Raw genomic sequence first — 11,840 nt, forward strand, 5'->3', positions numbered from 1 at the left:
TCCCTACTTATGGGTGGGCGGTTGCCCTTGCGCTTGCCCCGTAGGATGCGTACCGCCGTAGAGGTTCTTCGCCTGTCGGCCGGAGATCGGGGCTCCAGGGCTCTGAAGTAAGCAAAAACACCCGAAACCGACGTCAAGGTTTCGGGGTGGGCGGGAACGCGAGGGGGAGACATGACAAGGAAGGGTTGGCTGTCGGCAGCCTCGTTCGGTGCTGCGATCTGTGCCGTGTCGATTGCGGCCGCGCAGGATCAGTCGGCTGTGGACAGCGTCGCCGTGGCGGCCTCCAGTTTTCAATTCGATGCCTTCGGTGGCGGCGACGAATCGGGCGGCCTCTATGGGGGTGGCGCCTCGCTCACCCTCCCTCTCGGCGATAGCATTGGGCTCCAGGTCGATGGCATCGTCGGCAAGGCGGCATCGGAAACGAGCTACTACGGCGGCGCCGCCCAGCTCTATTTCCGCGATCCACAAAGTTACATGCTCGGCCTCGCCGTCAGCGCCCTCAAGATCGATGAGGAGGCACAGTTCAGCGTCTCGGCGATCGGCGAATACTACATCGACCAGATCACCATCGAAACCTTGGCTGGCGTGCAAACCGGTGACATCGTGGACGGCGGTTTCGTCGGGCGTCTCGGCCTTGCCTACTACGCTTCGCCCAACTTCAAGGTTGGCGGCGGCGTCACCTTTACCGACGCCAGCGACTTCGGTGGTGACATCGGGGTCGAATATCTCGTGGCACCGGGCAGCGGCCTTTCCCTCTACGCGACGGGCGGCTTTGATAACGGGGGGTCCGTCGGCGTGGTGGGCCTGCGCCTCTATACGGGCGCGCCGGAGAATCCGCCGCCAGCGGCAGAGGGGGAAGAGTCGAGCGGCCCTAGCCTGATCTACCGCCATCGCCACATGGGCCGGCCCAATTCCTTCATCGCTGCGCCCCATGCCAGCGGCATTCGCTTCATCACGGCCTCGGCCGGCGCGATCGCGGACGGCAAGGCCTTCGGCGACCTCCAGGCGGTGCCAGCGGCATCTTCGGGTGGCGGCCCGCTGGCCGACTTCCAGGACAATGGTGTAGCGTCGGACGGCCCGGTGTCGGCACTGGCTGATCTTGTCGGCAATCTGCTCTCGACCGAGGGGGAACAGGCGCCGCTCGGCAACCTACTGGCCGGCATTCTGCCCGCCGGCTCGACGGGTACGCCGCTCGACGGGATTCCGGCGGTTGGCGACCTGCTGGGCGGCCTGACGGAGGTTTTCTCGCCTCAGACGGTGAGGATCGGCGACATGCCGACCGGGCCTAATTCCCTTGCCTCGCTGCCTCTCGTCGGCGACATCGTCAGCCTGCTGCCCGCCGAGCCCGTACTCTATCTGGTTGGCGCCGCGAAGCCGGAGCTGTTGCTTGGCCAACTGGTGCCCTCGGTACTGCAGGGGCTGGCTGATCCGGTCACGATGCAGAACTTGGCGGGGCGCCTGGGCGATACGCTGACCGGCTTGCCGACCGGCAGCAGTGCGGGGCTCGGCAACCTGCCGCTGCTTCCCTTCATGCCTTGACGCTGCAAGCGGGGCGGTATGCACATCGGGCACTACGGCTGGGGCTACACCCGCCGCCATTTCCTTGACCAACTCGGCCGCGGGGCCGTCGCCGCAGGGGTGCTGATGCCCCTGTGGCAGGCGGTCGCCGAGACAGGGAATGCCAGCGCTGCCTATCCCGACGAACTGCTGTCGATCGAGGTCTACACCAAGGGGCGGCTGCAGCCGGGTGATACGATCGATGCCGGCAATGTCGATCTGGTGCGGGATCTGCTCGACCCGATCCAGGTGCTGCAGGTGAGGGACATGGGGCGGCGCCTCACCATCGCGCGGGAGACGGCTGACATCATGCACCTGTCGCCTTGGGAATATGTCGAGGCGACCTTGCGCAACAAGGGCCGCGCCCGACTGGACCGCGACGGCAACATCAGGACCGATGACGGCAGGCCCTGGATTGGCGGCCATCCCTTCCCGGCATCGACCGACGGGCTTGAGGCCTTCGCTGGGCAGACCCTGTCTTGGGGCCGGCACGATGCCTGCGTTTACGCGATCAAGGAATGCGATGTCGGGGTCGGCGGCAGGGTCGACTACCGCTACGAGGGCTGCTGGGCCGAGATGACTCCGGTCGCCCGGGTGGTCATGGGCCCGAAGCCCTATCTGCCCGGTCATGAAGACAAGATGCGCTTCCAGTCCATCATCTTCACCTCGCCCGACGATATCCGCGGCTCTTCCTTCCTCAATATCTGGCCCTACGACCAGCGGGAATTCCCGGACCTGTTCGGTTACGTGCCGCAGTTCAAGCGGATCCGCCGTTTCCCGACCAACCAGCGGTTCGAGCCGATGCTGCCCGGCTCCGACCTTTATCTGTCGGATGCCTGGGCGGCGGGCGATCCCTATCTCACCTGGGGTAACTACCGGGTCGTCGGCACTGGTCCTGCGCTCGCCGGCCTTTCCGGCAACTGGTCGTCGACCTGGGAGAACTGGGGACGAGGCACCCACGGCGGACCGAAGGGTGGGACCTTCTACGATACGGTCGTCGAACTCGTGCCCCAGGCGATCACAGTCGAGGCGGAGCCGGTCCGCTATCCCCGGGCGCCGATTTCGAAAAAGCAGGTGCGATTCGACCTGCGTACTATGCTGCCGATCACCATGGTCAGCTTCGACCGCCGGGGCCAGTTGTACCGCTCCTTCGACGGGGCCTATTCGCTCTATGACGACGGCAAGGGAAAAGTGATGGACGGGGGCCACCCCTATTGGTCATGGACCCATGTCCATGCCTTCAATACCCAGACGGGGCACATGACGCGGATCGAACAAGTCCGGAGCCTCACCAGCGGCGATGTGATGCGGGTGAACGATCCCGCCATCTACGACCTCTATCTCACGCAAGGGGCCTTGCAGCGGCGCGGCGCGTGAGATCTTGGTGGCCATTTCCGGAAGAGGATCGGTGTCTCTGTCGATCCTGGCCGAGGCCGTTGACGCACGGTTCGCCTGAACGGCTTATCATCGCCACCCCGCGTGCAAAGTAACGCCGGGTCCAGGGAGCAAACTGTCCTTTCGGTTCTCGGGACGAGCTTTGGGGGTGATCGTTTTCTCGGCGAGTGACCGGAACCATCTCCCTAAGTTCGCCGACAGGGGTTCCTGCAGGACAGTGAAGATTCGCTGCAAGGCCCTGTGAACCACCCCGGGACTGCTGGAGATCTCAAATACTGAGAAGAGGGAGCGGACATTCCTATTCTCGTTCGGTTGGCTGACAAAAGCAGGGATAGCCACTTCATTGCTCCGCAGGACGAGAGGTCTGTGAGAATCCCGAAGCGGTTCAATCCAGCGTTTTCCCGTCAGGCGCTTTCGGCACCATGAAACCCCCAATCTCGGTGTCCACAAAACCGGCAGCAGGTTATCGCTTTCAATCTAAGTGCGATTCAAATTCAGCACAAATTTTAGCACATCACATCTTTCAGAGGATTTTTGTCATTCAATATCAAGTAGATATAGATTTGATGATCCGCCCTATAACCTGAAGGTCGTCAGTTCAAATCTGGCCCCCGCAACCAACGAAACCGCAACATCAGGCATGCCGCCGGTGCTGCGGCTTTTTTGCGGCCGCGGGCTGCCCAGCTCCAGTAGGGCTGCAAGGTCGCCGACCAGTTCGAGATCGTAGGCGCCGCGGGCCTGGCCCGGGTGGATCACGATGTGGGAAATCATCGTGGTCAGCAGGCCACGCGCCGCGTCCAGGGTGGCGGGATCGCTGAGACAGGATTCGAGCTCGGCGACCTTCCTGGCATAGAGGCCGGCGATGTTGGGGTGGATGGCCGGCGGCGGCTCGGGCTCGGCGGCCAGTTCCTGGCGCACGGCACTCAGCTCGACCGCGAGCGCTTTGCTGGCAGCTAAGAGTGGTGCGATATCGTCCTGCTCGAGGAGGGCGCGGGTAAGTTGTTGCTCCTTGGCCTCGAGGCGGCGCAGGCGGTTCTCGATGCCGGCACGATTCGCCACGGCCGAACGCCGGCGCTCGTTCTGGAGCCGGACATACTCACCGACAAAGTGCTCGATGAGTGCGGGCTGAGCGAGGTGGGTCTTGATGCCGTCGAGGACGCGAGACTGCAGGACATCCTGCTTCACCGTGCGGCCGTTGGTGCAGGTGCCGCGCTCCCGGTGGCTGGTGCACACGAGACGCCGCCCGCTGGCGCCGATCGCCATCGTGCCATTGCACAGGCCGCAGCGGACGAGGCCGGAGAGCAGGTGCCTGGGGCGGTGAAGCGGGTTGAGGCGGTTGGTGGCGCCCTCGGGCTGCTTGAATACCTTGCGCTGGGCCAGGAGGCGCGCTTGCGCCCTGTCCCACATATCATCCTCAATGATCCGCAGCTGTGGCACCTCGTGGACGATCCACTCGCACGCCGGATTGAGGCGGGCCTGGCGTTTGCCGGTGCTCGGATTCTTGATGAATCTCTGGCGGTTCCAGATCAAGCGGCCGACATATAGAGCGTTGCGCAGCAGGCCGATGCCCCTTTCGGCATTGCCGAGGAGCAGGCTGGCGGTCCAGGCGCCGCCGCGGGGGCCGGGCAGGCCCGCGGCGTTAAGGCGATGGGCGATCTGCCGTGGTGATTGGCCGTCGATGTAATCTTTGAAGATCTGCCGGATCACGGCCGCCTCGGCGACGTTGATCGCCCGGTGGCCGCGCTGAGGCAGTCCTGCCCTCCCGATTTTGCCGTCACGCTGAACAACATCGTAACCGTATGCATTCCCGCCGGCGACGCGCCCGTCAATGACGACACCCAGCTGGCCGCGATGCGTCTTCGCTGCCAACTGCTTTAAGAAAACCGCGTTCATCGTCGACGAAATCCCGACGTGAAGCTCGGTGATCTCGCCCTCCGAGAGAGTGACGATCTTAATGTTGCGGAAGTTCAGGCCCTTGTGGATCCAGGCAGTATCCTCCTGGTCACGGGAGAGGCGATCCAGGGCCTCCGCCAGGATGATATCAAACTCCCCGTGCCCTGCACGAGCGATCATCTGAAGCAGTTCCGGTCGCTGTCGCGAGGCGCCCGACAGGGCGTGGTCCGCAAATGTCCCGGAGACGCTCCAGCCCTCGCGGTCAGCGCGTTGTCGGCAGATGCGAATTTGGTCCTCAATCGACCGCTCGGTTTGACGGTCTGAAGAATACCTAGCGTAAATCGCAACTCTGACCATGGCGGGGACTCCAGAGGGTAGACAAGCATGGGCAGGGGCCATCGAAATTTGCAAGGCGCTAGCGCGGTCACTCCTCCACCGAGAGTCGCGCCAACTCCTCGACCAAGCGTCGTGAATAGAGGTAGGCCGCGACGACGGCAGCCGGGGTGGGGGGAGGGCGGTCGTCCGTCAGGGCGATCGCCTCCCCGGGGAGGGTGGGGTCCGTGAGGACCCCACCGATATCAGGGCGTTGATTGGTCATCAAAAGACCACCGATTTGTCGAAAAGGTGGTCCAGGTCGCCGTTCTTGGGGGCCTTGGCAATTGGGGCCGCCTCCACATCACGCGGAGCGGGCGCCGGCGACGCAGGAGCGCTGGTATGCATCGGTGACGTCGGTATGATCGGTGCGGAGGCGGGCGTCATAGTGGCCATTGGTGTGAGCATCGAAGCCGGTGCCATTGGTGCCATCGCCGGCCTGGCAGATACTCCCGCCTTCCTGCAATGCGCCTTCTCTTCTGGCTTCGCCTTGCTTTTGGCTCGGACGCCCGCGAGCTCATTTAGGTATCTCCGAAGCGTCGGACCAGAGAGGTGGATCTCGTAGGCTTGGGCAAGGTCTGCGGCCACCACCTCATAGGAGTGACCGTGCCCCAGCACCTTGCGGATCTGCCGCTCCTGGGCCGTGACCCGCTGTTTTGCAGAGCGAACCGCCAGAGGCGGTGGAGCGGCGCAACGCTGCCGACATAGCGCCTCAAACAGGGCGTCGGCAGTCGGCGCGGGGTGGTAGTCGATACTGTTCATTTGCATGTCCTCCGGGGCCGACTCATTCAGCCCTGAAGTTCAGGTTGGGGCGGATCCCCGGCCCGCCAGCGTTTGCGCGGCCCAGGCTGAAATTTAAATCTGGTGATTCACCTGGCTGCACCCTTGCGCCCCGAAAACCCGCAGAAACCCTGGGTTCTGCATCGTGATCCGTTCGATCCGAGCCAAGGCGATGGGCACGATTTGTTGAATCACCAGCATCCATGGGGGCGCGGTCCCCGCGATAGTCCGCGCGCTCGGGGCGCGCATCTAGGGGACACGGAGCGAAATCGAGGGCGGGAGAAGACACCAAGTGGATCCCAACGATCCGGGTATCTTTGGGCCGGCGAGCATTTGGCGGCCTGGTTTTGCTGCGACCCATCGGGGGTGCTGGAAGGATGTCGTGCGACCACGTCGATGGTGACGAGACCCTTCCGGGGGTCTCGTCACCATTTGCACATCGCGCGCGAGCGAGCCAGGGCCCAGACGAGATCGCTCGCCCAGTGATCCCGCCTGGGATCACTGGGCGGCAAGAGTTCTCTCTACATAATCCTGATGAAAGGCGCGATCGTCGGCAGGTACTCGGGGTCGAGCCGAAGCTCGCGGCTGGTCTGGTGAATCAGGTCGCCGGTCAGGCGGTCGGCCTTGCCGCCGTCGATGATGCGATCAATGGCGTCGCCGAACAGGCCTACCTCGGGGCATTGAGTCACCAGCAGCCGGAAACACTCGCGTGCCTTCGGCCCTGCCTCATGGCCCAGCGCAGCGCCAACGTGGTAGAGCAGGGCGTAGCGGCGGGGGGTGATGATCTCGGTGCCGCGGGGGCGCCAGCGCCGGGCTGTTGCCTCATGGGCCTCGCGCCTGAGGCGCAGGGGCGGGCCGTCGAAGGGAAGCAGGGCCTCGATGTAACCCTTGAGATTGATCAGGAACTCGGGGTCGCGGTAGACGCTCGCCGGCGTCACGCGCATGGAATTGGGTTGCCACTGCAGGCGCTCGAGCGTGACCGGGCGGGTCAGCGGGGCTTGGTTGACCATCGACATGGTGGATCACTCCTTAGTAATTGGGGGTGCGGTGGCGGCGGGTTTGCTCGGTGTCTTGGACGACCGTGAGCCGCACCCGGTCGCCATCGATCTCGGCGAGGCCGATCCGCCCGGTCTGGTATGAGCCGAGGTCGAGGCCCAGACGGTGGCGCGTCAGGACCGGCTCGCCATCACGTTCTGGCGTGTGGCCATGAATCACGAAGAGTTCGTCGGGATTGGCGTCCGCCATGAGAAACGGTTCGCGCACCCAGAAGGGTGATGCCCGCTCTTCGGCGTGGTTGCCGGGGATCTGGCGCCACGGCCAGGCGAGCGAGCGCTCGAGCGGTTGCTGGGGGTGCAGGCCGGCGTGGATGAACAGCAGGTTGTCTTCCAGGTAGTGGTGACCGAGGCCGTCGATGAATCCCCGTTCCGCCCCGCTGAAGGCCCCCCAGGCATCCCCGGCGGTAGCCGTGGGCGGCAGGCCCAATTCTTCGAGCACCGCGAAGCCGCCGTTGCCAAGCCAGGTGCCGAGATGGTCCCGGCGGCCACTGTCGTAGGCCGCCGCCAGGGCGCCTTCGTGGTTGCCGGCGAGCGCTGTCACTTTGACGCCGGGGATACCTGAGATAATCTGTGCGATTACACCCCGGCTGTATGACCCGCGGTCAATATAGTCGCCCAGCATGACCAGGTGGTCCGGGCTACCGGCCGCCGAGCGCTCGGCGACTTCCAGGAAGGCCATGCGCAGGGCGGCCGACTGGCCATGGACGTCACCGATGGCAAAGGCTCGAACATCGCTGATGACCGGCATCGGCTGCCAGCCGCGGCGTATTATCTCGATACTCATGATTGCTCCCGTGATGGTGATCGCGGGCGCCGGCGAGTCAGTGATTCACCATTGATCCCTGGACCCGGTTGCGGGCGCCGCGACCAGCGGTGGCGCCCGTGACCGGGGCCGGGGAGCAGGACATCTGTGGGAGAAGCGCGTTCAGCGCTCGTCGTCGTCCCGGGCGCGTGCCCGAGGCTGGATGCCCTGCTGAAGGCCGGGACTCCGTGCTGGTGTGGGGCGCAGCTTCTCGATCGCCTCACGCAGGGACGACACCAGGTTTTGCAGATTGGCCACGACGATCTGCAAGGCGCGCGCGACCTTGTCCTGGTAGCGATCCTCGAGCACTTTGCCCAGGAAGTTCAGTGAATCAGGCCGCTCGGCGGCAATCGCCGCCGCCTCGTCATCGCGTTGCCGCATCAGGAGTTCGATCCGCGCCAGGGCGCTGGCCTTCTCGGCGGGCCGGGCAAGGTCCGTGGCCATGCGCATCATGACCTCCTGCTCAGTCGGGTCCTGCCCATTCTTGGATGTCCGGCACGGTGCTTCGTTGACCACCCAGTGGCACTGGGCCCGATGTCGTGATGCCGCGACGTAGGCCAAGTTGGCATCCCAGCGGCGGGTGCCGCTGGCCGCGACGATGATCGTGTGATCGACCGTCGCGCCTTGAGCAGAATGCACGGTGGCGGCATAGGCGTGGGCCAGCTTGATCCCACCGCTGACCGGGTCGCGCAAATCCTTGTGTGTTACGCTTATAATCTCATCGTCGACCATCAGGGTGATGGTGAGCATGCCGTCCGTGTCGGACTTCACCTCTCTGATCGTCCCTTCTGTGCCGTTGATCAAGCTCTTGCCGGCGATCTTTCGGGTGATCCGAACGCGGTCGCCCCGGGCCAGGGCCAGCTCAAACAAGGTGCCCGACTGGTCCGCAGCCACGGCCAGGTGGTCGGTGTCGGCGATCTCGCCGGCCTCCCGGCGAAGCTTGCGGATGCGCTCGTTGATCGCCCGCGCCTCGGCATTCGATCGTGCCAGCACGACGGCATGCTCGTCGTCACGCTCCAGCCCCGCCCAGAGGGTGACGGCGGTGTCGATGGTGGCCTGCGCTGTCTCAACACCGTGCCAGGTCTTGTTCGCGCGTGCGTGTTCGATCGCGTCCATGGCGGCGTCCGGGGACTGGGCGCGCCAGCGCAGGGCCTGGACCCGCTCGCCGACCGAATGCTGTCGCCGGACCTCACGCAGTTCGGTGTGGCAAGCGGCCGGGATGTGATCCATCAGCAAGGACAGGGCGGGCCCGGCCTCGACCGGCTTTAGCTGCTGCCTGTCGCCCACCAGGATGATCTTGGCACCGGCCCGTTCGACCTCCCCCAGCAGGGATCCCATCGTCCGGGCACCGACCATGCCTGCCTCGTCGACGATCACCACCGAGGCCGGGCCGATCCGATGGCTGGGACGAGCGTTCTTGCCGACCAGGGTCGCCAGGACCTCATAGGGCGTCTCTACAGCCTCTCCGAGCGCCTCGGCGACCTTCCAGGCCGGCGCTGTGACGATGGGGGCGTAGCCCGCGTCCCTGTACGCCTGGATGATCGGCCGCAGCAATGTCGACTTTCCCGCACCGGCCGGCCCCTCGATCACCGCCAGGTCCTGCCCGGCGGTCGCTGCGCGTACCGCTCGGCTTTGCTCGACATCACAGGTGGTGCCCTGCAATGCCTGCTCTACCTGGCCCAGCGCAAGACGGCGGTCCGGTCTCGCGGCGATACGCGGGCCGATCCGGGTGATGGAGCGCTCCGCCTCGATCACGGCCTGGGTCGAGTAACTGGCGCTTCGCCGGTCGCCCTCGATCTCCAGGTCGATGAAATGCCTTGCGAGTACCTGGCGCTGCAAGGCCTGGGGCTCAGCCCCGCCCAGATCAAATCCCACGAGCGCCTCATTGATGCGCTGGCGAACCTCCCTTTTGGCCGGGCAAGAATCCGTGGCCGTCGCCGCATCGGCGAGCGCCGTCCAGTCGGGCAGCGGTCGCGGCGTGGACTGGCGCCCAACCGCGTCCCGCACGATGCCATCCGGGCTGTAACCCTGCGCGATGACCTCGTCGCGCCAGACCAGACGCTGGGTCGTCTCATCGATCGACCCCTTGGGCCGCCGGTTTCGGCGTTGCTGAACCCCCCGCCGTGCCGCCGAGGCATGCTCGTCGATCTCGCCGCGGCGCTTCGACAGGGCGGAGATCACGCGCTCGGGAACCCCGGCGATCTCGAACAAACCGTCTTTGCCGGGCAGGATCTCGACACCCAGCCGTGTCCGGAGCTCTCTCGCCAGGGTCAGGCGGTAGACGCTGCCGGCTTCCCGCTGAAAATCGTAGAGCACTCCGCCGTCGATCGAGCGCCATGCACCGTCGCTGCCCGCGACAAATTCATGATGACCGCATGAGAGTGCAGATGCGGATCGCCGATCGCCTCATCCGTGGGCCTGGCATCGGCATGCGGGAATACCGCGACGATGAGCGAGGCTGGGTCGGGTGCGCCCTGACCTTGCTTGCCGCGCCGCGACACCGCGTGCCGGTTGAAGACCTGATCGAGGGAGGCCTGGACCGCGGCCGCCTGGGCGGCATCGATCTCCGCGACGATCTCAGGCGAGCCCAGGCCGCGCAGAATCGAAACCGATTTAGGCGCCGCGTGGGTCGCATCCTCGGCCTCGCGGCGGCCCTCGTAGGGGCGGATCAGCGCCTCATCAGTCTCAGGGTGATGGCCGCGAAAGACCCGCTCGAAGGCCTCAGCCTTTACCGGGTCGCCCGTACGCAGTCCCAAGGCCTCCGCGGTTTGGCCGAAGCCGATCCAGTAGCCGGCCGACTTGTGCCCTTCCAGGTAATAGCTCTGTGGTGCATCCAGGTAATACGCCGTGCCGGGCGCGTGCATGATCGAGATCACCATGACATCACCGGCGTGGCTGGAGGTGCTGGAGGTAGACGCTCAACTGCTGGATCTCGCGGATGAGGTTGGCGAACATGGCCTGCAACGAGCTGCCGTCCGGCGCCGGCGCCGACACCAGCTTGTCAAGGATCTCGTTCAGGAGGTTCGCCACGCGGCGATCGTTCTCTCCCTGGTGCCGCAGGACCGTCTCAAAAAGCGCCGCCACGGGTTCCAGGCGCCGGTCAATCCGCTCCACAAACGCCGCGACGATCTTGTCGAACAGCTGCTGCTTCATGTGGTCGAGCCGTGACAGGAGCACCGCGACTTCGACGCTCTTGGCGATCGCCAGCGGTGTCGGGTCGTCGGGAAAGAGCCCCCGCGCGGCCTCGAGCGTCGCGGGCCAGATGCGGATAGGGATAGATGAATCGGCCATGGGGCAATCCCTGATCAAGTGTCAACGACGGGCGTCGGCTGTCTCCTGATCAATATGCTGGCCGTCCCAAGCGGATTCCAAGCATGTCACCTGAAATCCGAAAATGTGCGAGCTGTGAATCACCAAACTGTGCGGAACCGTCTATTGCGCAGAGTGGAGAGACCTACTCAGTCGCAGGTTCCGGCCCGATCAGTTCGTTGGGGTGTTCGATCCCCAGGATCTCCATCAAGCGGCCGGCCGCCGCCCACAGCAGAAGCGCTGGTTGAGCCGAGCCGTAGGCGCTGGCCAGCCCGATACCGTTGCCAAGCAGGATCGCACGCACCAGCCCCGCGAAATCCGCCTGGCTGTCGACGCTGCCGGTATGGCGGAGCCGCCGGGCGAGGCGATGATAGATCGATGTGTCGTCGCTACCGGGTCCGCCGGCCGCCATCAGGCCGCCAGCCAGGGCATCCGTCGGCTGGTCCGCGGCGTGGTTCTCCCAGAGCAGATGGGCGCGGCTGTACATGACCAGGGTCGTGCCCGGCCAGACCTCGAAGGGGTGTCGTCGAGCCTCATGGGGGTCCTTCCTCTCGCCTGCGCGGGATTGGGTGGCTGTGCGGGGGCGAGCGTTCCGCTGCCCCGCGGGCGAGGGCGGCGGAATTGCCTGCCCCTGTCGTATATGGGGTCGAGGGGATGCAGGATCGCGGCCGCTCAAT

The 11,840-nt window shown here is 65.2% G+C and carries 9 protein-coding genes and 1 pseudogene; 2 read left to right on the forward strand and 8 right to left on the reverse strand.

All coding sequences use genetic code 11. The annotated features are described in order from the left end of the window. Positions 1-171: 171 nt before the first annotated feature. Positions 172-1,539, forward strand: a complete 1,368-nt coding sequence (locus D3874_RS04775) for a hypothetical protein (protein ID WP_119777063.1) — start codon at positions 172-174, stop codon at positions 1,537-1,539. Positions 1,540-1,557: 18 nt separating this feature from the next. Continuing rightward, entirely contained in the window at positions 1,558-2,934 is a 1,377-nt protein-coding gene (locus D3874_RS04780; protein ID WP_119777064.1) for a DUF1329 domain-containing protein, read from the forward strand. Positions 2,935-3,528: 594 nt separating this feature from the next. Here D3874_RS04780 and D3874_RS04785 read toward each other — a convergent pair. The 8 genes and pseudogenes from D3874_RS04785 to D3874_RS04815 form a co-directional block, all read right to left on the reverse strand. Continuing rightward, positions 3,529-5,244 carry a recombinase family protein gene (locus tag D3874_RS04785; RefSeq protein ID WP_119777065.1) on the reverse strand — a complete coding sequence of 572 codons (1,716 nt, stop codon included), beginning with the start codon at positions 5,242-5,244 and terminating at the stop codon, positions 3,529-3,531. Positions 5,245-5,442: 198 nt separating this feature from the next. Next, positions 5,443-5,979: a hypothetical protein gene (locus D3874_RS27825; protein WP_147385523.1), complete on the reverse strand. Its 537-nt coding sequence runs from the start codon at positions 5,977-5,979 to the stop codon at positions 5,443-5,445. Positions 5,980-6,518: 539 nt separating this feature from the next. After that, complete coding sequence (locus tag D3874_RS04790) at positions 6,519-7,013, reverse strand: hypothetical protein (RefSeq protein WP_119777066.1); 495 nt, start codon at positions 7,011-7,013, stop codon at positions 6,519-6,521. Positions 7,014-7,026: 13 nt separating this feature from the next. Next, a complete protein-coding gene (locus tag D3874_RS04795) occupies positions 7,027-7,836 on the reverse strand; it encodes a metallophosphoesterase (RefSeq protein WP_119777067.1) in 810 nt (269 codons plus the stop codon). 141 nt (positions 7,837-7,977) lie between these two features. Continuing rightward, on the reverse strand, positions 7,978-9,861 hold the full coding sequence (locus D3874_RS04800; protein ID WP_408899979.1) for an ATP-dependent DNA helicase: 1,884 nt from the start codon (positions 9,859-9,861) through the stop codon (positions 7,978-7,980). A 111-nt stretch (positions 9,862-9,972) separates the two neighbouring features. Beyond that, a pseudogene (gene mobF / locus D3874_RS04805) lies at positions 9,973-10,733 on the reverse strand (MobF family relaxase); the annotation flags it as partial. 4 nt (positions 10,734-10,737) lie between these two features. Continuing rightward, positions 10,738-11,145, reverse strand: coding sequence for a hypothetical protein (locus tag D3874_RS04810; RefSeq protein ID WP_119777070.1), 408 nt, complete (start codon positions 11,143-11,145; stop codon positions 10,738-10,740). 163 nt (positions 11,146-11,308) lie between these two features. Next, the gene (locus D3874_RS04815; RefSeq protein WP_119777071.1) at positions 11,309-11,650 is read right to left on the reverse strand and encodes a hypothetical protein; all 342 of its coding nucleotides are present in this window, start codon (positions 11,648-11,650) and stop codon (positions 11,309-11,311) included. Between the last annotated feature and the right edge of the window lie 190 nt (positions 11,651-11,840).

It is taken from the genome of Oleomonas cavernae (genome assembly GCF_003590945.1).
Classification (GTDB): domain Bacteria; phylum Pseudomonadota; class Alphaproteobacteria; order Zavarziniales; family Zavarziniaceae; genus Zavarzinia; species Zavarzinia cavernae.

What these genes read in the sequence shown, in the direction of transcription:
- D3874_RS04795 (WP_119777067.1), bottom strand. Translation starts at nt 7,836, where the DNA reads ATGAGTATCGAGATAATACGCCGCGGCTGGCAGCCGATGCCGGTCATC.
- D3874_RS04810 (WP_119777070.1), bottom strand. Translation starts at nt 11,145, where the DNA reads ATGGCCGATTCATCTATCCCTATCCGCATCTGGCCCGCGACGCTCGAG.
- D3874_RS04785 (WP_119777065.1), bottom strand. Translation starts at nt 5,244, where the DNA reads ATGGCCCCTGCCCATGCTTGTCTACCCTCTGGAGTCCCCGCCATGGTC.
- D3874_RS27825 (WP_147385523.1), bottom strand. Translation starts at nt 5,979, where the DNA reads ATGAACAGTATCGACTACCACCCCGCGCCGACTGCCGACGCCCTGTTT.
- D3874_RS04815 (WP_119777071.1), bottom strand. Translation starts at nt 11,650, where the DNA reads ATGTACAGCCGCGCCCATCTGCTCTGGGAGAACCACGCCGCGGACCAG.
- D3874_RS04790 (WP_119777066.1), bottom strand. Translation starts at nt 7,013, where the DNA reads ATGTCGATGGTCAACCAAGCCCCGCTGACCCGCCCGGTCACGCTCGAG.
- D3874_RS04775 (WP_119777063.1), top strand. Translation starts at nt 172, where the DNA reads ATGACAAGGAAGGGTTGGCTGTCGGCAGCCTCGTTCGGTGCTGCGATC.
- D3874_RS04780 (WP_119777064.1), top strand. Translation starts at nt 1,558, where the DNA reads ATGCACATCGGGCACTACGGCTGGGGCTACACCCGCCGCCATTTCCTT.